Here is an 18,961-nt window from a genome sequence, read left to right on the forward strand (position 1 = left end):
AGCGCAGCATGTCCGCTAACCACGATATCGAATCCACGCTCACTGATCGTTACCAGACCACGGTGCCGGAAACCGTGCGTCGCGCCTTGCAGTTGGGCAAGCGGGACAAAATTCACTACTCCGTTCGCCCGAATGGCGAAGTGGTCATGACGCGCGCCGACTCCTCCGCAGGTAATGACCCGGTGCTGGGGCAATTCCTGGGTTTCCTGGCACGCGACCTCGCCAGCCATCCGGAGCGTCTTCTGGCCGTGGATGCTGCCCTCGTCCAGCGCCTGAGATCGCTGGTAGGTGATGTCGAAGTGGAGCTCGATGTTGCCTTGCCGGCGGACGATGAATGAGCACCGACAAGACTGCGCCGCTGGTCATTCATGGATGGACAGTCTTTGTCCATCCTCTATTCCTTGCACAGATCGAGGCGCTGGTGCTGCAGGTTGAATCGTTCAAGCAGAAGGATCCGGCCGGCTACGTGAAGAAGAACGCCAGCAAGCGGCTGGCGGCTATCACCAAGTTGGCGTTCGATGTCATTCCACAAGATCCCACACGCCCCGAGTATCGGCAAGGCGGTGCTCTCGGTGACGCTCATAAACACTGGTTCCGAGCCAAGTTCTTCCAGCAATACAGACTGTTTTTCCGCTATCACGCGGCTGCCAAGGTGCTCGTGTTTGCATGGGTTAACGATGACGATAGCAAGCGTGCCTATGAGAGCAGCGATGATGCTTACCGGATGTTCCGCAAGATGTTGGAGGGAGGGCATCCGCCGGATGATTGGGATCTGTTGCTTGCGGAGGCCAGGACTGAGGACGCGCGTCTGCGCAACCTGCTTGCTGGGACTGGTGAATAGGTATCACTGTTGCAGGCCTGGCTGGGCTGAGGTTTCGGCACGAAGGTGCTGATCAGCGTGCCTGAATGGCTTTTTTACCCTCTGCTCACGACCAGTCAAGGATAAGTGGTGTAGCAATGGCTGGCCTGGCCTGGCCAGGTCACCCCAGGCGAACTAGCAAATTGATCCTGCAATGCTTTTGCCGCTGCGCAGGTTAAAGCCGAAGTGGCATACATAGCCGTCGTGATCCAGGGTGCACGAGACGTTCTCCTTGTTGCGCTCTCGATACCCTTTCGCCAGACTGCAGCGCTCTTTCGAATCCGGAGCCATGGAGTCAAACATGTCTTTGGCAACTGCCCCCGTGACCATGAAAGAAATCTTGCGGTCATGTGGTGTAGGGGGCTGTTGCTCGCCTAATTCATTCGAATAGACGAGATAAGAACCCTTGAATGGCCTGTATTCGCCCCAGCCGCTGTTGCCACCGGCATATGCCAGTGAAAACAGGGTGACGGTGCCGAACGCCATGGCGCGCAGTTTTTTCATATCAGGCGCGCAGTTCCAGGTGAAAGTGATGGTCGTGATTTTTGAATGGCGTCACGAATGGAATGCCGGTATCGTTAAACAGCACCCTGCGCACACAGGCATGGGCGCGGAAAAGTGCGATGAGCTTTGCCGTCGCGGCTTGATCGTATTCTTTGTTGTACCAATATACGGGTATAGGCAGGCCATCTTTGCGCAGTGGACGAATGTCCACTTCCAGGCCGGATTTGTGCGTCGAATGTTGCCCATATGCGGTTCCGTTAGCCAGGCTAATGTTGCCGATGCCAAATTTCCGATGATCCGTCGCTTGCCATTCGCGCTCCACATACAGCAGTGCCATCATCATGTTCGGGTGCGCATATTGGCCCGCACCCCTGCCCGGGGTGCCATAGACGTAATATCCGGCATCTTCCGGAGCCTGGGGCAGGATGAAAAACCCGCGCTTATCCCTGGGCTGAACTTCAAGCATGGTCAACTCCGCTATTGGCAACGGTGGGGGAGCTCGCATTGTTTCGCATTCCTTTCCATATGGAATTGCGGTATCGCAAACTATGGCGCGCTGGAGCCAGGCGCGGTGGTACTACGAAGGTGCTGATCGCCGTGCCTGCATGGCGGGTTTGTCCGTTGCTCTCGGTGGCGCGTGCGCCAGTCTGATCTATGTACAATCGGCTACATACGGATCGACGTAGGCGTCGCGCTACTGTGCTTGCTGTTGGCGCATCAGGCCCGGGCCGTATGGGAATTAGTGCAGAAGAATTTCTCAGGCTCGTACGCGATTTATGGCGGTTATCTTGACGAAGCCGTCGCCCCGATTGCGGGCGATACCAAAGTCGCGTTTCGTTTGACGGGAGCCGCTGCTAAGGACATGTTTGAAGCCATCGGGCCGGATATGCGCGATGGCTGCCCCGATCCGCACATACGCATTCGCAATCGTGACATGCTGCTGTGCCGACACCGGCCAAAAGATGGTTACCGCTGTGATTTTGGTTTTGATTTGTCGACAGGGTTGAGTATAGCTGGAGCGGTGGGTGGGGTGGTGTGTGGGGAGTAGCTTGAGGCGGTATCTTTATTTGGCTTGAGCGGCTGATATTGCCGCTAGGAAAAACCGCCTGCGGCGCAAGAGCCAGTCAGAAGAATCGGAGAGGGTTGCGCTTGCAAGCGCAACCCGGTTTTGCGGCGCCGAGCTACGCTCGCCGAAGGCCCCGCAAAACCCCCGCGTCCGTACCGGACGCGGATGCGACGCCCGCGCTCTGCATGCATGGAATAAACAAAAAGGGCCTCCCCGCCAAAACGGGGAAGCCCTTTTATTTATTCAGTGGTGGAGACGGCGGGAATCGAACCCGCGTCCGCAAGCACTCCACAGACAGTTCTACATACTTAGCACTATCATTTAATTTAACTCAGCCAGCACGGATGTGCACGTTATGGGCAAGCGAGTTACCTATTATTTAGTCGGACGCTAAGTAACCCAGCATACGACGAGTCCCTGTAAATGACTCTAGAGCTTTTGACGGCCCACCCCAGGGACGAGGTGTTCTAGAGCTAACAGCGATTAAGCTGCCAGTGCGTACGAGTTATCGTTTGCAGTTAAGTTTTTTCAGGTTGTATTTACGAGGTAGCCCGCCCTCGGTATGCCCTGCGCTGCTTTGCAACCCACGTCGAAACCAGGTCGTCCCCACAGAACCTTCATTGTAGCGCAATCCGCCCACTCTTGCATGATGCATTCGCGGTAAGGAACGAGGCATCCTCGAATCGCTTGAACCGGACGAACCGGAGGGGCTTGCGCTGGCAGGCGCAGGCCGGTTGTGCGGCGTCGGGCCGTACCCGCCGCAGTCCGGCACAACCCCCGCATCCGCAAGCACTCCGCAGACCGTTGTACCACCCCCAAAGCAAGTGCCGGGTCAGAACCCAGGTTGCCGCTGTTAGCCGAAACGGGTGTGTGTGGCATGTTTGAGTTCCCAAAAACATGCCTCAAGCCGCCAGCTGCCGCTCCTGCGCCGCCTTCACCACGCCAGTCACCAGATCGAGCAAGGCCAGCGGCGTGTCGAGCAAATGGTCGGCGTTCCAGTGCTGCGGTTCGACGGGGCCGCAGTAGCCCCAGGCGCAGGCCACCGTGCGCATGCCGGCGGCGCGGCCGGCCTGGATGTCGCGCAGGTCGTCGCCCACGTACCAGCAGTCTTGCGGCGCCAGGTCCAGGCGGCGCGCCGCTTCCAGCAGGGGGGCGGGGTGCGGTTTCGGGTGCGCCATGGTGTCGCCCGAGATCACGCAGCCGGCGGCGCCCAGGCCGATCTGGCCGACCAGCGGGTCGGTGAAGCGGGCGGCCTTGTTGGTGACCACGCCCCAGGCCAGGCCCAGGGCGCTCAAGCCTTCCAGCATGGCGGGGATGCCGTCGAACAGACGGCTTTCCACGGCCAGGGCCGCTTCGTAATTGTTCAGGAAGCCGTCTTTCAAGGCTTCGTAGCCGCTTTCGCCCGGGCCGATGCCGTACGATGCGCCTATCATGCCGCGCGCGCCGGCCGAGGCCGTGGGGCGCAGGATGTCATACGGAGTCGGCGCCAGGCCGGCGCGCGCGCGCAGCAGGTTGATGGCCGCCGCCAGATCGGGCGCGGTGTCGGCCAGGGTGCCGTCGAGGTCGAACAGGATGGCGCGCGGGGCTGGCAGATGGTCTGTGATCATGGCGGGCAAAGTGTGTCAAGTAGGAATGAAAAATGGCGGCCGCAGCCGCCTTGTATTGTGCGTGATGGTTACAGCGGCCGGGTGCAAGCCACCAGGTAATTGACGCTGGTATCGCTATTAAGTGAGTAAATCTTGGTCAGCGGATTGTAGCCCATGCCGCGCATGCTGTGGATGTCCAGGCCGGCGCTGCGCAGGTATTGCGACAGTTCGGCCGGGGTGATGAATTTGTCATAGTCGTGCGTGCCTTTCGGCAGCAGACGCAACAGATATTCGGCACCCAGGATGGCGAACAGATACGCTTTCGGGTTGCGGTTCAGGGTCGACAGGAAGACGTGGCCGCCCGGTTTGACCAGCGCGGCGCAAGCCTTGACGATGGCGGCGGGGTCCGGCACGTGCTCGAGCATTTCCATGCAGGTCACGACGTCGTACTGGCCCGGCTCTTCCGCGGCCATGGCTTCGGCGGCGATCAGCTTGTAGCGTACCTTGGCGCCCGATTCCAGACTGTGCAGGTCGGCCACTTTCAGGGCCTTGTCGGACAGGTCGATGCCCGTCACGTCGGCGCCCTTGCGGGCCATCGATTCGGCCAGGATGCCGCCGCCGCAGCCGATGTCGATCACGCGCTTGCCGGCCAGCGGCACTTTCGCATTGATCCATTCCAGGCGCAGGGGGTTAATTTCGTGCAGGGGACGAAACTCGGAAGTGGGGTCCCACCAGCGGTGGGCCAGCTCACTGAATTTTTGGATTTCGAGAGGGTCGGCGTTCATAGGTCGAATAATAGCGGCAATTTTACAATTGGGCAGCCACGGACGAAAAAAAACCCCGCCGTGGCGGGGTTTTTCATGCTGTTCTTGACTTGCGCGATGACTTGCGGCAAGTCCAGGGGTTCAGCTATTACTTGTTGCGGGTACCAACAACTTCGATTTCCACGCGACGGTTTTTCGCACGGCCTTCGGCAGTTTTGTTATCAGCAACAGGTTGTTTCTCGCCTTTGCCTTCGGTGTACACGCGGTTGCTTTCAACGCCTTTGGTGACCAGGTAGGCTTTGACAGCATCAGCACGACGTACCGACAGTTTTTGGTTGTAAGCATCGGTGCCGACGGAGTCGGTGTGACCCACAGCGATGATGACTTCCAGGTTGATGCCGCCCAGTTGTGCGGTCAGCTCGTCCAGCTTGGCTTTGCCTTCTGGCTTCAGCGTAGCTTTGTCGAAATCGAAGAATGCATCAGCGGCGAAGCTGACTTTTTCCGAGGTAGGAGCAACGACGACTGGCACTGGCACGACTGGTGCTGGTGCTGGTGCAGGTACGACTGGCGCTGGAGGAGCTACGCATTTGCCGTCTTGCAGGGTTTCTGGCTCTACGCACAGTGGCACGTCGCAACCTGGCACTGCGTCAGCAGGTGTCCAGTAGCCGGTGCGCCAGCACAGGCCGAATGGGTCACGCACGATCACGCCGCGGGCATCTTGCACATAAGCGCTTTTTGGGCTTGGTGCTTTGATGTCAGTGGTAACTGGCGCGAATGGTGGGGAGGTTGGGGTTTGGGCCGAAGCCGAGCCAGCAATCACTGCGGATGCAGCGAAAAACAGCGTTACAAATTTATTCATTCTTTTTTCCTTTCGGGGGGTGATATCCGCAGAACAACACTGCGCTACTGGTGCTACGTGCCAAGATTTTATCATGTAGACCATATGCGCTCGTTTCAGATTGCGAAACTAGCAATTAACTTCCCAGTCATTTTGCCACACGCATCAGGGGCACACGACCGTGGTTAAATCAAAGCTTGCCCGATTTTAGACCGTGCGTTGTTTTTGCGCAACGAAAATGCCCGTTTGTAACGCATCTGTAACAATTGATCGCTTTTCTTGCCACTTTTAAGGGCAGGTCTCTTGAACTGACATTGCCATTGTGCATTATCGACAGGACAACATGCACGGCCCCGGTGCAAACGGCCAATGTTGCTGGTATGGCCAATTTGTACAGGTAGCTGGGCGCGCATGCTAAAATCGTGCGCTTGACTGTTAAGAGTGCCGGGCAAATGCCCACGGCGGCACTGCATGGCCGGCACGTACCCTTGCGGTACCCGTACTGGCCTTGCCGCCAGCCCGCCGATTTGTTTTGGCACTCTGCGACATGGAAGCCGGGCCACGCCAGCAGTGCGCGGCGCGGCGTCCACGACGACAGCCACCCAGGATATGCAGTATTGCGTCATACATTGCGTAACAGATAAGTTAACCACAGCCTGAGATCAGTCGAACCGCCAATGGATCAATTCGCAAAAGAAACAATTCCTATTTCCCTCGAAGAAGAGATGCGCAAGAGCTACCTCGATTACGCCATGAGCGTGATCGTCGGTCGCGCCTTGCCCGATGCGCGCGATGGCTTGAAGCCGGTGCATCGCCGCGTCTTGTTCGCGATGCATGAAATGAATAACGTGTGGAACCGCCCTTACGTCAAGTGCGCCCGCGTGGTCGGCGAAACCATGGGTAAATACCATCCCCACGGCGATGCCTCGATCTACGACACCTTGGTGCGCATGGCGCAAGATTTCTCGCTGCGCTACATGCTCGTCGATGGCCAGGGCAACTTCGGTTCCGTCGACGGCGACGGCGCCGCAGCGATGCGTTACACCGAGTGCCGCCTCGACAAGATCGCCGGCGAGCTGCTGGCCGATATCGACAAGGACACCGTCGACTTCCAGCCCAACTACGATGGCAAGGAAAAGGAACCGACGGTCTTGCCGACGCGTATCCCGAACCTGCTGATCAATGGCTCGTCCGGTATCGCCGTCGGCATGGCGACGAACATTCCGCCGCACAACATCACCGAGGTCATCGACGGCGCGCTGCACGTGCTGCGCAACCCCGATTGCACGATCGATGAATTGATCGAGCTGATCCCGGCGCCGGACTTCCCGACGGCCGGCATCATCTACGGCGTATCCGGCGTGCGCGACGGCTACCGCACGGGCCGCGGCCGCGTCGTCATGCGCGCCAAGACCCACTTCGAGGAATACGGCAAGGATGGCGGCCGCATCGCCATCATCGTCGACGAGCTGCCATTCCAGGTCAACAAGAAATCCTTGCTGGAACGCATCGCTGAAAACGTGCGCGACAAGAAGCTCGACGGCATTTCCGACATCCGCGACGAATCCGACAAGTCGGGCATGCGCGTGGTGATCGAGCTGAAACGGGGCGAAGTGCCGGAAGTGGTGCTGAACAACCTGTACAAGCAGACCCAGTTGCAAGACACCTTCGGCATGAACATGGTGGCCCTGGTCGATGGACAGCCGAAGCTGCTGAACCTCAAGCAGATGCTGCAATGCTTCCTGTCGCACCGTCGCGAAGTGGTGACGCGCCGTACCGTGTTCGAACTGCGCAAGGCGCGCGAACGCGGTCACGTGCTCGAAGGCCTGGCTGTCGCGCTGGCCAATATCGATGACTTCATCGCCATCATCAAGGCCGCGCCGACGCCGCCGATCGCCAAGGTCGAGCTGATGGCCAAGGCCTGGGATTCGTCCGTCGTGCGCGAAATGCTGGCCCGTACGGGCGACGGCACGACGCCGGGCGGCATCGATGCCTACCGTCCGGAAAACCTGCCGAAGCACTACGGCATGCAGACGGATGGCTTGTACAAGCTGTCGGACGACCAGGCGCAGGAAATTCTGCAGATGCGCCTGCAGCGCCTGACCGGCCTGGAGCAGGACAAGATCGTCAACGAGTACAAGGACGTGATGGAACATATCGCCGACTTGCTCGACATCCTGGCCAAGCCGGAACGCGTCACCGTCATCATCACCGATGAAATGACGGCGGCGAAGAACGAATACGGCGCCGGCAACAAGGACGTGCGCCGCTCGCAGATCGAGCTGAACGCCACCGACCTGGAAACGGAAGACCTGATCACGCCGCAGGACATGGTCGTGACCCTGTCGCACACCGGTTACATGAAGGCCCAGCCGATCACCGAATACCGCGCGCAGAAGCGCGGCGGCCGCGGCAAGCAGGCGATGGCGACGAAAGAGGAAGACTGGATCGACCAGCTGTTCATCGCCAATACGCACGACTACATCCTGTGCTTCTCGGACCGTGGCCGCATGTACTGGCTGAAGGTGTGGGAAGTGCCGCAAGGTTCGCGCAATTCGCGCGGCAAGCCGATCGTCAATATGTTCCCGCTGCAGGACAACGAAAAGATCACCGTGATCCTGCCGCTGTCGGGCGAGAACCGCACGTTCCCGGAAGACCATTACGTCTTCATGTCGACCAGCCTCGGTACCGTCAAGAAAACGCCGCTGAAGGACTTCAGCAATCCACGCAAGGCCGGCATCATCGCGGTCGACCTGGACGACGGCGACTTCCTGATCGGCGCGGCGCTGACCGACGGCCAGCACGACGTGATGCTGTTCTCCGATTCGGGCAAGGCAGTGCGCTTCGACGAAAACGATGTGCGTCCGATGGGCCGCACGGCGCGCGGCGTGCGCGGCATGAACCTGGAAGAAGGCCAGCACGTGATCGCCCTGCTGGTGGCCGAGAACGAGCAGCAGTCGGTGCTGACGGCCACGGAAAACGGTTACGGCAAGCGTACGCCGATCACCGAGTACACGCGCCATGGCCGTGGCACGAAGGGCATGATCGCCATCCAGACCAGCGAGCGCAACGGTAAAGTGGTTGCCGCGACCCTGGTCGATGCCAGCGATGAAATCATGCTGATCACCACAGGTGGCGTGCTGATTCGCACCCGCGTGTCGGAAATCCGTGAGATGGGCCGCGCGACGCAGGGCGTGACCCTGATCGCCGTGGAAGACGGCACCAAGCTGTCCGGCCTGCAGCGCGTGGTGGAAACGGATATCGACGAAGTCGAGCTGACGACGGAGGCCGATGCCGCGCCTGCGCCGGCAACGGCCGAACCAGCCGATCCTGTCGACCCGGCCCAGCCGGAGTAAGATGATTGGGGCTCTTTCGGGAGCCCCAATTGCTATTGGCGTGCCTTTTCGCGGTGCCGCCAGCAGATTTTCGTAGGTCGGCTTAGCCCGTCGGGCGTAAGCCGACATGCATCCGGCAGTGCCCTTTTACCAGTCATTCAACATCCCGCATGCCATGAGAAAAATCGTTGCCACCTTCTTCGCCGCGTTTTCGCTGGCCTTCCTCGCGAGCCTGCCGGCCCTGGCCCAGAACGCGCAAGCGACACCCGCGCGCCAGGCCGCGCCCAGCCCCGCCATGAAAGTGGCCGTGCGGCGCATGCTCGACGCGATGCAGTTCCCGCAACTGACGCGCAGCATCTTCGACCAGATGCTGCAATCGGTGCCCGCCATGATCCGCCAGTCGGCGCAGCAGCAAATCAACAGCAATCCGAAGCTGGACGAGCAGCGCAAGGCGCGCGCGCTGGCCAGCGCCGAGGAAGAAATCCCGCTGGCCATCGCCACCCTGACGCAGGTACTGGCCGACCCGACCCTGATCGACGAACTGGGCGACGAAATGGTGCCCCTGTATGCGCGTTTTTACACGGTGCCGGAAGTCGAGCAGCTGACGGCCTTCTACAAGACGCCGCTGGGCCGCAAGATGCTGGCCACCATGCCGCAACTGTCGGCCGAATCGATGGCCATCAGCCAGCGCGTGCTGATCCCCCGCGTGAACGCCGTGCTTGATCAGGTCATGCGGGCGGCCACGCAGTCGCCCCAATAATTTCATTTTACTAAGGACCGTATCGTGACCCATATCTACAACTTCTCCGCCGGCCCCGCCGTCCTGCCCAAGGAAGTGCTGGCGCAAGCGGCCGCCGAGATGCAGGACTGGCACGGCAGCGGCATGTCGGTGATGGAAATGAGCCACCGTGGTCCCGAATTCATTTCCATCTACAAGCAGGCCGTGGCCGACCTGCGCGAGCTGCTGGCCGTGCCCGAGAACTATAAAATCCTGTTCCTGCAAGGCGGCGGCCTGGGAGAAAACGCCATCATCCCGATGAACCTGGCGGGCCTGGCGGCGCAGCAGCCGGCCACCGTGGACTTCGTGCACACGGGTTCGTGGTCGGGCAAGTCGATCCAGGAAGCGGCCAAGTATGTCAACGTCAACGTGGCCGCGTCGTCCAAGGCCGCCCGTTTCACGGGCGTGCCGCCCGTCGCCGAATGGCAGCTGACGCCGGGCGCCGCCTACCTGCACATCTGCACCAATGAAACCATCGACGGCGTGGAATTCCAGCAGGCGCCGAACGTGCCGGCAGGGACCACTATCGTGGCCGACATGTCGTCGCACATTTTGTCGCGTGTTATTGATGTATCGCAATATGGCGTCATCTTTGGCGGCGCGCAGAAAAATATCGGCCCGGCCGGCCTGACCCTGGTCATCGTGCGCGAAGACTTGCTGGGCAAGGCGCTGCCGATCTGCCCGTCGGCCTTCGACTGGAGCATCGTGGCCGAACATGAGTCGATGTACAACACGCCGCCTACCTACGGCATCTATATCGCCGGCCTGGTTTTCCAGTGGCTCAAACGCCAGGGTGGCGTTGCAGCCATGGAACAGCGTAATATTGAGAAAGCGGCGCTGCTGTACGCGGCGCTCGACGTGGACGACTTCTACCAGAACCGGGTCGATCCCGCATACCGCTCGCGCATGACCATCCCGTTCTATCTGTGCGATGAAAGTCTGAACGACGCATTCCTGGCCGGCGCCAAGCAGCGCGGCCTGCTGCAACTGAAGGGCCACAAGTCCGTCGGCGGCATGCGTGCATCGATCTATAACGCGATGTCGATCGAGGGCGTGCAAGCCTTAGTGAACTATCTGAACGAGTTTGCCGGACGCTGAGTCGCCTAGACGACCGCGCCGGCCCGCCGCCGGCGCAGGCCGCGCGGCCATGATTGAAGTACAGCTGACGAAACAAACCAACCATGACCGATAAATTGAAACCGCTGCGCGAACAGATCGATGCGATCGACGCGCAAATCCTCGAACTGCTGAACCGCCGCGCGCAAATCGCCCAGCAAGTGGGCCACGTGAAGGCCGAAACGCAGGCGCCCGTGTTCCGCCCCGAGCGCGAGGCGCAGGTGCTGCGCGGCGTGGCCGAACGCAATCCCGGCCCCATGGGTGACCGCGAAGTGCAGACCATCTTCCGCGAAATCATGTCGTCCTGCCGCTCGCTGGAAAAGCGGGTCACCGTGGCGTACCTTGGTCCGGCCGGCACTTTCAGCGAACAGGCCGTGTACCAGCAGTTCGGCAGCGCCGTGGAAGGCTTGCCATGCGCGTCCATCGACGAAGTATTCCGTTCCGCCGAGGCGGGAACGGCGGATTTCGGCGTGGTGCCGATCGAAAATTCCTCGGAAGGCGCCGTCAACCGCACCCTGGACATGATGCTGCAGACGAGCCTCATCATCAGCGGCGAGGTGGCGATCGCCGTGCACCACAGCCTGATGACGAAGAGCGGCAACATGGATGGCGTCACCGCCATCTGCGCCCATTCGCAGGCGCTGGCGCAGTGCCAGGTCTGGCTGAACCAGAATTACCCGCACATCGCGCGCCACGCCGTGGCCTCGAACGCCGAGGCGGCCCGCATGGCCGGCGAAGACGGCACGGTGGCGGCGATTGCCAGCGAACTGGCGGGCGCGCAGTACAAGCTGGGCGTGGTCAAGGGCCATATCCAGGACGATCCGCACAACCGCACGCGCTTTGCCGTCGTGGGCACCCTGCAGACGGCGCCGTCGGGCAAGGACCAGACGTCGCTGGTGCTGGCCGTGCCGAACAAGGCGGGCGCCGTGTACCAGCTGCTGGCGCCCCTGGCCAGGCACGGCGTGTCGATGACGCGCTTCGAGTCGCGCCCGGCGCGCATGGGCAGCTGGGAGTATTATTTCTATGTCGATGTGGAGGGCCACGTGCACGACGCGGCCGTCGCCCAGGCGCTGGCCGAGCTGCAGAGCAATGCGGCGTTTTTCAAGGTGCTGGGGTCGTATCCGGTCAGTCTGTGACTTCGTTGACTGGTGTCGGATTACGCTGCGCTAATCCGACCTACGGTAAGCTGTAGGTTGGGTTAGCGCAGCGTAACCCAACAAACAACCACGGTAAGCCGTAGCTTGGGTTAGCGCAGCGTAACCCAGCAACAGCCACCAGCCTAATCATTCACCAACTTTTAAAGAACACCATGTCTAAAAATATCGGTCCAGAATACGTCCGCGCCATCGCCCCTTACCAGAGCGGCAAACCGATCGCGGAAGTCGCGCGCGAATTCGGCCTCGACGAGGCAGCCATCGTCAAGCTGGCGTCGAATGAAAACCCGTACGGCATGCCGGAATCGGCCAAGCAGGCGATGATCGCCGCCATCGATGACCTGGGCCGCTACCCGGACGCCAACGGCTTTGACTTGAAAGCCGTGCTGTCGAAGCGCTATGACGTGCCGGCCGACTGGATCACCCTGGGCAATGGCAGCAACGACATCCTGGAAATCGCCGCGCACGCCTTCGTGCAGCATGGCGAATCCGTCGTGTACTCGCAGTATTCGTTCGCCGTGTACGCGCTGGCCACGCAAGGCATGGGCGCGCGCCACATCGTCGTCCCGGCGCAAGCCTATGGCCATGACCTGGACGCCATGGCGGCGGCGATTGCCGACGACACGCGTCTGGTTTTCATCGCCAACCCGAACAACCCGACCGGCACCTTCCTGTCGGCCGCGCAGCTCGAAGCCTTCCTGCAAAAAGTGCCGGCGCATGTCGTCGTCGTGCTCGACGAAGCCTACAACGAATTCCTGTCGGCCGACGACCAGTACGAGTCGACGGCCTGGGTGCGCCAGTATCCGAACCTGGTGGTGTCGCGCACGCTGTCGAAGGCTTACGGCCTGGCCGGCTTGCGCATCGGCTTTGCCATCGCCCAGCCGGTGCTGACGGACCTGATGAACCGCATCCGTCAGCCGTTCAACGTCAACTCGCTGGCGCAGGCCGCCGCGATTGCCGCCCTGAACGACAAGGCCTTCCTCGAGCAAAGCGCGCGCAACAACGCGGCCGGCTACCAGCAATTCACGCAAGCGTTTGATGCCCTGGGCCTGGAATACGTGCCGTCGCACGGCAATTTCGTGCTGGTGAAGGTGGGCGACGATGATGACGCGGGTGCGCGCGTGAACCTGGCGCTGCTCAAGCAGGGCGTGATCGTTCGTCCGGTCGGCAGCTATGGCTTGCCGCAATGGCTGCGCATTTCCATCGGCCTGCCGCAGGAAAACGCCATCCTCATCGCCGCACTGACGAAAGCGCTGGCCTGACGATATGACGACGCCTGCATTGAACAAGGTAGTGATCTTTGGCGTGGGCCTGATTGGCGGTTCGTTCGCGCGCGCCTTGAAACATGCGGGCGCGGTCGGCGCGGTGGTCGGCATGGGCCGCTCGCCGGCCTCGATGGCGCGTGCTTTGGAGCTGGGCATCATCGACGCGATCGGCGGCGACATGGCTGCTGCCTTGCTTGGCGCCGACCTGGTGCTGCTGGCCGCGCCAGTGGCGCAGACGGGCGCCATCCTGGCGTCCATCGCGCCGCACCTGCAGCCCGGCACCATCGTCACCGATGCGGGCAGCACGAAGAGCGACGTGGTGGCGGCCGCGCGCGCGGCGCTCGGCGGAAAAGTCGGGCAATTCGTGCCCGGCCACCCGATCGCGGGACGCGAGACGAACGGCCCCGACGCGGCCATCATCGATCTGTATCAAGGCAAGAAAGTGGTGCTCACGCCGCTGGCGGAAAACGCCGCGGCCGATGTGGAGCGCGTGGCGGCCGCGTGGCGCGCCTGCGGCGCCATCCTGCATACCTTGAGCCCCGAAGAACATGACAAGGTGTTTGCCGCCGTCAGCCATCTGCCGCATCTGCTGGCTTTTGCGCTGGTCGACGACATCGCCAACAAACCGCACGCGGGCCTGCTGTTCCAATACGCGGCCAGCGGCTTTCGCGACTTTACGCGCATTGCCGGCTCATCGCCGGAAATGTGGCGCGACATCAGCCTGGCCAACCAGCCGGCGCTGCTGCATGAACTGGACGCCTACCTGGCGCAGTTGACGACCTTGCGCGCCCACCTGGCCGCGCACGACGGCGCCGCCATCGAGGGCGTGTACGCGAACGCCCAGCACGCGCGCCAGCAATGGATCGAGGCGATCGAAACGGCGGAAATACCGGCCGCGCCCACACGATAAATACTCAAGGATTCCAGCATGACCCAGACCAAGCACTACCCCCACCATATCGATCTGAAGCCGGTGATGCACGCCGAAGGCACGGTGCGTTTGCCCGGTTCGAAAAGCATTTCCAACCGCGTGCTGCTGCTGGCCGCGCTGGCCAAGGGCACAACGAAGATCATCGACCTGCTCGCCTCCGACGACACCTTTGTCATGCTGACTGCCCTGACGTCGCTGGGCGTCAAATGGACGCAGGATGAACTGACGGGCGACCCGGCCACGGTGCACCAGGTGCACCACGTGGAAGGCTGCGGCGGCGTGTTCCCGCACCATGAGGCGGACCTGTTCATGGGCAATGCCGGCACGGCCATCCGCCCGCTGACGGCGGCGCTGGCCGTGATCGGCGGCGACTACACCCTGCATGGCGTGTCGCGCATGCACGAGCGCCCCATCGGCGACCTGGTCGACGCGCTGAACGCCGTCGGCACGCAGATCGAATACACGGGCGAGCAGGGCTTCCCGCCGCTGCGCATCCGCCGCGGCCACATCCACGCGCAACGCATCGCCGTGCGCGGCAACGTGTCGAGCCAGTTCCTGACGGCCCTCCTGATGGTGGCGCCGCTGATGGCGCGCGACCATGCTGTCACCATTGATGTCACGGGCGAGCTGATCTCGAAGCCGTACATCGAAATCACCCTGAACCTGATGCGCCGCTTCGGCGTGACCGTCGAGCATGACGGCTGGCAGTCGTTCACCGTGCAGCCGGGCCAGCAGTATCAAAGCCCGGGCACGATCCACGTCGAAGGCGATGCCTCGTCGGCGTCGTATTTCCTTGCGGCCGGCGCCATCGGCGGCGGTCCCGTGCGCGTGGAAGGCGTGGGGCGCGACAGCATCCAGGGCGACGTGCGCTTCGTCGAAGCCTTGCAGCAGATGGGCGCGACCATCACCATGGGCGAGAACTGGATCGAGGCGCGCTCGAACGGCGTCTTGACGGCCGTCGACATGGATTTCAACCATATTCCCGACGCGGCCATGACGATCGCCGTGGCGGCCCTGTACGCGGACGGCACCTCGACCTTGCGCAATATCGCCAGCTGGCGGGTCAAGGAAACGGACCGCCTGACCGCCATGGCGACGGAATTGCGCAAGCTGGGCGCGGAAGTGGAAGAGGGCGCCGATTACCTGCGCGTGACGCCGCCGGCCGAAATCCAGGCAGCGACCATCGACACCTATGACGACCACCGCATGGCCATGTGCTTCTCGCTGGCCTCGCTGGACGGCGCCGCGCGTCGCGGCAACGAGATGCGCATCAACGACCCGAAATGCGTGGCCAAGACCTTCCCCGAGTACTTCGCCGCGTTCGCGGGGATAGCCAAAGATACCTTGATTTAATTGATTGTTTAATACTATGCCGACCTCCAACATCCCAGTCATCGCCATCGACGGCCCCACCGCTTCCGGCAAGGGCACGGTGGCGCACCGCGTGGCCGACAAGCTGGGCTTTCATTACCTGGACTCGGGCGCGCTGTACCGCCTGACGGCCTTGAGCGCGCTGCGCCGCGGCACGGACTTGCGCGACGAGCACGCGCTGGCCAAGCTGGCCGAGCACTTGCCTTGCCACTTCGCCAATGGCGAAATCCTGCTGGCGCAGGAAAACGTCACCGAGCAGATCCGTGCCGAAGAGGTGGGCAATACGGCGTCGAAAATTGCCGTGTTGCCAACAGTGCGCCATGCCCTGGTCAGCTTGCAGCTGGGCTTTCGCAAGACGCCGGGCCTCGTGGCCGACGGGCGCGACATGGGCACGGTGATCTTCCCGCACGCCCAATTGAAGGTGTTCCTCACGGCCAGCGTCGAGGCGCGCGCGCAACGGCGCTACAAGCAATTGATAGACAAGGGTTTTTCTGCTAATATGGAAGACCTTCTGATGGATTTGCAGGCGCGGGACGAACGTGATACTCACCGTGCGATTGCGCCGCTGGTCCCCGCGGAAGGGGCGCATGTCCTCGATACGTCGGAAATGACGGCTGATGAAGCCGTTGAAACTGTGTTGAAATGGTATGCCGAAGTTGCAAAATAAGCAGCAAAATGGCGTGTGTTGATGTGTAGTGCGCGCTATGTGGTGCCCGTTGACGGCTCCTGGCCTGTCCGGGTGTGTCAAAAACCTAACCCAGTTTAAGTCGCATCGTGCGATCTCTGCTGGATAACCTGTGTGAACCCTATGTCTACTGTTACAACTAACGAATCTACCGGTATGGAAAGTTTTGCTGCGCTCTTCGAGGAATCGTTGTCGCGTCAAGATATGCGCTCCGGCGAAGTTATTTCCGCTGAAGTCGTGCGCCTCGACCACAATTTCGTGATCGTGAACGCTGGCCTCAAATCCGAAGCATTCATCCCTGTCGAAGAATTCAAGAACGACCACGGCGAACTGGAAGTCAAAGTTGGTGACTTCGTTTCCGTGGCGATCGAATCGCTGGAAAACGGTTTCGGCGATACCATCCTGTCGCGCGATAAAGCCAAGCGTCTGGCTTCGTGGCTGGCTCTGGAAAAAGCGATGGAATCGGGCGAAATCGTCGTCGGTACCGTCAATGGCAAAGTCAAAGGCGGTCTGACCGTGTTGACCAACGGCATCCGCGCATTCCTGCCGGGCTCGCTGGTTGATACCCGTCCTGTCAAAGACACCACCCCATTCGAAGGCAAGACCCTCGAATTCAAGGTCATCAAACTGGACCGCAAGCGTAACAACGTGGTTCTGTCCCGCCGCGCCGTCATCGAAGCTTCGATGGGCGAAGAGCGTCAGAAACTGATGGAAACGCTGAAAGAAGGCACGGTCGTGACCGGCGTCGTCAAAAATATCACCGACTACGGCGCGTTCGTGGATCTGGGCGGTATCGATGGCCTGCTGCACATCACCGACCTGGCATGGCGCCGTGTACGTCACCCGTCGGAAGTACTGACGGTTGGCCAGGAAATCACCGCCAAAGTCCTGAAATACGATCAAGAGAAAAACCGTGTTTCGCTGGGCGTGAAACAACTGGGCGACGATCCTTGGACCGGTCTGTCCCGTCGTTACCCACAAAGCACCCGTCTGTTCGGTAAAGTAACGAACCTGACCGACTACGGCGCGTTCGTGGAAGTGGAACAGGGTATCGAAGGTCTGGTACACGTTTCCGAAATGGACTGGACGAACAAAAACGTTGCTCCTAACAAAGTTGTCCAACTGGGCGACGAAGTAGAAGTGATGGTTCTGGAAATCGACGAAGAGCGTCGTCGTATTTCGCTGGGCATGAAACAGTGCAAAGCCAACCCATGGGACGACTTCGGTGTTACCCATAAGAAAGGTGACAAAGTCCGCGGCGCGATCAAATCGATCACCGACTTCGGCGTGTTCATCGGCCTGGCCGGCAACATCGACGGTCTGGTGCACCTGTCCGACCTGTCCTGGACCGAAACCGGCGAAGAAGCCGTGCGTCGCTTCAAGAAAGGTGACGAACTGGAAGCCATCGTTCTGGCCATCGACGTTGAGCGCGAGCGCGTTTCCCTGGGCGTCAAGCAACTGGAAGGTGACCCATTCAACAACTTCGCAGCCATGAACGACAAAGGCTCGCTGGTAACCGGTACCGTTAAATCGGTTGAGCCTAAAGGCGCCGTGATCCAACTGTCCGAAGAAGTTGAAGGCTACCTGCGCGCTTCCGAAATCTCGCGCGACCGCGTTGAAGATGCTGGTACGCACCTGAAAGTCGGCGATACCGTCGAAGCCATGGTGTTGAACATCGACCGCAAAGCCCGTGGTATCCAACTGTCGATCAAAGCGAAAGACAACGTTGAAACCCAGGAAGCCATGCAGAAGATGGCAGCGACCGACAACAACGCAGCTTCGGGCACCACCAGCCTGGGCGCCTTGTTGAAAGCTAAGTTCGATAACAAGAACTAAGACTGCGGATACGGCAGATGACAAAGTCCGAGCTGATCAACCGCCTCGCTGAGCGTTATTCTCAGCTGGTGGCGAAGGATGCGGAGTATGCCGTCAAGACCATTCTCGATGCGATGACCAACGCCCTGGCGACCGGTCAACGTATCGAGATCCGCGGTTTTGGCAGTTTTGCCCTGAACAGCAGGCCTCCGCGCATCGGCCGCAACCCGAAGTCCGGCGACAAGGTGATGGTTCCTGAAAAACGGGTACCCCACTTCAAACCGGGCAAACAGTTGCGCGAGCGGGTGGACGCGATGGTCGGGCAACCGATTATCGAGGATTAATCGTCTGCTGGAAGGCGACATAAAGAGCGGCGTCCTTGGATGCCGCTTTTTTTTGTTAATATGCTGAGAATACCTGACATAAGCTACTGCGCGTCGCGCTTTGCGGCCTGCGATGCTCACCGTACTTCAGTACGGTTGCGCTTCTCGGACCAAAGGGGGCGCCGAGCCTCACTGACGCTCGCTACGCTTCTGCCAGGCATTCCAAGGTTGTGCCATACGGCATTTTTTGTACTTTCTGGGCGTATCGATGAAAATCATCTCCACCATCGTTGGCTGTGTTCTCTTCGTCCTGTTCTTCAGTTTTGCGCTGAAGAATGCGCAGGTTGTCGACCTGCATGTTTTCCTCAATTATGAAATTCGCGGCCCCCTGGTCCTGATGCTGCTGGGCTTTTTTGTCGCTGGCGCCAGCCTGGGCGTATTGGCGCTGACACCGACCGTGTTCCGTCACCGCCGCGAAGCGAACAAGCAAAAAACCACCATTGCCGCGCTGCAGACCGTTGGCGTGGCCAGCAATGTCCAGCCGCAACCGGACAGCGTGAGCGCGCAGTAA

19 protein-coding genes and 1 other RNA gene are annotated in these 18,961 nt (G+C 60.7%); 14 read left to right on the plus strand and 6 right to left on the minus strand.

The genetic code is table 11. From position 1 onward, the window contains the following. Nucleotides 1-8 precede the first annotated feature (8 nt). A complete protein-coding gene (locus ACQ4W4_RS14780) occupies nucleotides 9-338 on the plus strand; it encodes a type II toxin-antitoxin system PrlF family antitoxin (RefSeq protein WP_436542637.1) in 330 nt (109 codons plus the stop codon). Beyond that, nucleotides 335-841, plus strand: a complete 507-nt coding sequence (locus tag ACQ4W4_RS14785) for a type II toxin-antitoxin system YhaV family toxin (RefSeq protein ID WP_436542638.1) — start codon at nucleotides 335-337, stop codon at nucleotides 839-841. Before ACQ4W4_RS14780 ends, ACQ4W4_RS14785 begins: the two co-directional genes overlap by 4 nt. Nucleotides 842-994: 153 nt before the next feature. Here ACQ4W4_RS14785 and ACQ4W4_RS14790 read toward each other — a convergent pair whose 3' ends face one another. Beyond that, nucleotides 995-1,363: a hypothetical protein gene (locus ACQ4W4_RS14790; protein ID WP_436542639.1), complete on the minus strand. Its 369-nt coding sequence runs from the start codon at nucleotides 1,361-1,363 to the stop codon at nucleotides 995-997. A 1-nt stretch (nucleotide 1,364) separates the two neighbouring features. Continuing rightward, nucleotides 1,365-1,829 (minus strand): hypothetical protein, encoded by a 465-nt coding sequence (locus ACQ4W4_RS14795; protein ID WP_436542640.1) that lies wholly within the window; start codon nucleotides 1,827-1,829, stop codon nucleotides 1,365-1,367. A gap of 276 nt (nucleotides 1,830-2,105) precedes the next feature. Here ACQ4W4_RS14795 and ACQ4W4_RS14800 point away from each other — a divergent pair, with 276 nt between their 5' ends. After that, complete coding sequence (locus ACQ4W4_RS14800) at nucleotides 2,106-2,411, plus strand: hypothetical protein (RefSeq protein WP_436542641.1); 306 nt, start codon at nucleotides 2,106-2,108, stop codon at nucleotides 2,409-2,411. Between the two features lie 265 nt (nucleotides 2,412-2,676). Here the strand turns inward: ACQ4W4_RS14800 and ssrA are convergent. From ssrA to ompA, 4 genes are all read right to left on the minus strand, one after another. After that, nucleotides 2,677-3,037, minus strand: a transfer-messenger RNA (tmRNA) gene (gene ssrA, locus ACQ4W4_RS14805). Between the two features lie 294 nt (nucleotides 3,038-3,331). Further along, on the minus strand, nucleotides 3,332-4,036 hold the full coding sequence (locus tag ACQ4W4_RS14810) for an HAD family hydrolase (RefSeq protein WP_436542642.1): 705 nt from the start codon (nucleotides 4,034-4,036) through the stop codon (nucleotides 3,332-3,334). Between the two features lie 68 nt (nucleotides 4,037-4,104). Continuing rightward, nucleotides 4,105-4,800 (minus strand): bifunctional 2-polyprenyl-6-hydroxyphenol methylase/3-demethylubiquinol 3-O-methyltransferase UbiG, encoded by a 696-nt coding sequence (ubiG, locus tag ACQ4W4_RS14815; protein ID WP_436542643.1) that lies wholly within the window; start codon nucleotides 4,798-4,800, stop codon nucleotides 4,105-4,107. A gap of 127 nt (nucleotides 4,801-4,927) precedes the next feature. After that, the gene (gene ompA / locus ACQ4W4_RS14820) at nucleotides 4,928-5,638 is read right to left on the minus strand and encodes an outer membrane protein OmpA (protein WP_436542644.1); all 711 of its coding nucleotides are present in this window, start codon (nucleotides 5,636-5,638) and stop codon (nucleotides 4,928-4,930) included. Between the two features lie 656 nt (nucleotides 5,639-6,294). Between ompA and gyrA the strand changes: the two genes are divergently transcribed. From gyrA to ACQ4W4_RS14875, 11 genes are all read left to right on the plus strand, one after another. Further along, complete coding sequence (gene gyrA, locus ACQ4W4_RS14825; RefSeq protein WP_436542645.1) at nucleotides 6,295-8,973, plus strand: DNA gyrase subunit A; 2,679 nt, start codon at nucleotides 6,295-6,297, stop codon at nucleotides 8,971-8,973. 154 nt (nucleotides 8,974-9,127) lie between these two features. Then, a complete protein-coding gene (locus ACQ4W4_RS14830) occupies nucleotides 9,128-9,712 on the plus strand; it encodes a DUF2059 domain-containing protein (RefSeq protein ID WP_436542646.1) in 585 nt (194 codons plus the stop codon). A 24-nt stretch (nucleotides 9,713-9,736) separates the two neighbouring features. Continuing rightward, nucleotides 9,737-10,828: a 3-phosphoserine/phosphohydroxythreonine transaminase gene (serC, locus tag ACQ4W4_RS14835; RefSeq protein WP_436542647.1), complete on the plus strand. Its 1,092-nt coding sequence runs from the start codon at nucleotides 9,737-9,739 to the stop codon at nucleotides 10,826-10,828. 83 nt (nucleotides 10,829-10,911) lie between these two features. Next, nucleotides 10,912-11,982 (plus strand): prephenate dehydratase, encoded by a 1,071-nt coding sequence (gene pheA, locus ACQ4W4_RS14840; protein ID WP_436542648.1) that lies wholly within the window; start codon nucleotides 10,912-10,914, stop codon nucleotides 11,980-11,982. A gap of 173 nt (nucleotides 11,983-12,155) precedes the next feature. After that, entirely contained in the window at nucleotides 12,156-13,262 is a 1,107-nt protein-coding gene (gene hisC, locus ACQ4W4_RS14845) for a histidinol-phosphate transaminase (RefSeq protein WP_436542649.1), read from the plus strand. A 4-nt stretch (nucleotides 13,263-13,266) separates the two neighbouring features. After that, complete coding sequence (locus ACQ4W4_RS14850) at nucleotides 13,267-14,175, plus strand: prephenate dehydrogenase (protein ID WP_436542650.1); 909 nt, start codon at nucleotides 13,267-13,269, stop codon at nucleotides 14,173-14,175. Between the two features lie 18 nt (nucleotides 14,176-14,193). Then, on the plus strand, nucleotides 14,194-15,549 hold the full coding sequence (gene aroA / locus ACQ4W4_RS14855; RefSeq protein ID WP_436542651.1) for a 3-phosphoshikimate 1-carboxyvinyltransferase: 1,356 nt from the start codon (nucleotides 14,194-14,196) through the stop codon (nucleotides 15,547-15,549). A 16-nt stretch (nucleotides 15,550-15,565) separates the two neighbouring features. Next, the gene (gene cmk, locus ACQ4W4_RS14860; protein ID WP_436542652.1) at nucleotides 15,566-16,234 is read left to right on the plus strand and encodes a (d)CMP kinase; all 669 of its coding nucleotides are present in this window, start codon (nucleotides 15,566-15,568) and stop codon (nucleotides 16,232-16,234) included. Nucleotides 16,235-16,375: 141 nt separating this feature from the next. Beyond that, the gene (gene rpsA, locus ACQ4W4_RS14865) at nucleotides 16,376-18,088 is read left to right on the plus strand and encodes a 30S ribosomal protein S1 (RefSeq protein ID WP_071650172.1); all 1,713 of its coding nucleotides are present in this window, start codon (nucleotides 16,376-16,378) and stop codon (nucleotides 18,086-18,088) included. A gap of 17 nt (nucleotides 18,089-18,105) precedes the next feature. After that, nucleotides 18,106-18,411, plus strand: coding sequence for an integration host factor subunit beta (locus tag ACQ4W4_RS14870; protein ID WP_008446215.1), 306 nt, complete (start codon nucleotides 18,106-18,108; stop codon nucleotides 18,409-18,411). A 247-nt stretch (nucleotides 18,412-18,658) separates the two neighbouring features. Continuing rightward, nucleotides 18,659-18,961: a LapA family protein gene (locus ACQ4W4_RS14875; protein WP_029496228.1), complete on the plus strand. Its 303-nt coding sequence runs from the start codon at nucleotides 18,659-18,661 to the stop codon at nucleotides 18,959-18,961.

Source organism: Janthinobacterium glycogeni (assembly GCF_051380725.1).
Classification (GTDB): Bacteria; Pseudomonadota; Gammaproteobacteria; order Burkholderiales; family Burkholderiaceae_D; genus Janthinobacterium.

What these genes read in the sequence shown, in the direction of transcription:
- gyrA (WP_436542645.1), top strand. Translation starts at nt 6,295, where the DNA reads ATGGATCAATTCGCAAAAGAAACAATTCCTATTTCCCTCGAAGAAGAG.
- cmk (WP_436542652.1), top strand. Translation starts at nt 15,566, where the DNA reads ATGCCGACCTCCAACATCCCAGTCATCGCCATCGACGGCCCCACCGCT.
- ACQ4W4_RS14785 (WP_436542638.1), top strand. Translation starts at nt 335, where the DNA reads ATGAGCACCGACAAGACTGCGCCGCTGGTCATTCATGGATGGACAGTC.
- hisC (WP_436542649.1), top strand. Translation starts at nt 12,156, where the DNA reads ATGTCTAAAAATATCGGTCCAGAATACGTCCGCGCCATCGCCCCTTAC.
- ACQ4W4_RS14810 (WP_436542642.1), bottom strand. Translation starts at nt 4,036, where the DNA reads ATGATCACAGACCATCTGCCAGCCCCGCGCGCCATCCTGTTCGACCTC.
- ubiG (WP_436542643.1), bottom strand. Translation starts at nt 4,800, where the DNA reads ATGAACGCCGACCCTCTCGAAATCCAAAAATTCAGTGAGCTGGCCCAC.
- ACQ4W4_RS14795 (WP_436542640.1), bottom strand. Translation starts at nt 1,829, where the DNA reads ATGCTTGAAGTTCAGCCCAGGGATAAGCGCGGGTTTTTCATCCTGCCC.
- ompA (WP_436542644.1), bottom strand. Translation starts at nt 5,638, where the DNA reads ATGAATAAATTTGTAACGCTGTTTTTCGCTGCATCCGCAGTGATTGCT.
- aroA (WP_436542651.1), top strand. Translation starts at nt 14,194, where the DNA reads ATGACCCAGACCAAGCACTACCCCCACCATATCGATCTGAAGCCGGTG.
- ACQ4W4_RS14850 (WP_436542650.1), top strand. Translation starts at nt 13,267, where the DNA reads ATGACGACGCCTGCATTGAACAAGGTAGTGATCTTTGGCGTGGGCCTG.
- rpsA (WP_071650172.1), top strand. Translation starts at nt 16,376, where the DNA reads ATGTCTACTGTTACAACTAACGAATCTACCGGTATGGAAAGTTTTGCT.
- ACQ4W4_RS14870 (WP_008446215.1), top strand. Translation starts at nt 18,106, where the DNA reads ATGACAAAGTCCGAGCTGATCAACCGCCTCGCTGAGCGTTATTCTCAG.
- ACQ4W4_RS14875 (WP_029496228.1), top strand. Translation starts at nt 18,659, where the DNA reads ATGAAAATCATCTCCACCATCGTTGGCTGTGTTCTCTTCGTCCTGTTC.
- ACQ4W4_RS14830 (WP_436542646.1), top strand. Translation starts at nt 9,128, where the DNA reads ATGAGAAAAATCGTTGCCACCTTCTTCGCCGCGTTTTCGCTGGCCTTC.
- ACQ4W4_RS14790 (WP_436542639.1), bottom strand. Translation starts at nt 1,363, where the DNA reads ATGAAAAAACTGCGCGCCATGGCGTTCGGCACCGTCACCCTGTTTTCA.
- pheA (WP_436542648.1), top strand. Translation starts at nt 10,912, where the DNA reads ATGACCGATAAATTGAAACCGCTGCGCGAACAGATCGATGCGATCGAC.
- ACQ4W4_RS14780 (WP_436542637.1), top strand. Translation starts at nt 9, where the DNA reads ATGTCCGCTAACCACGATATCGAATCCACGCTCACTGATCGTTACCAG.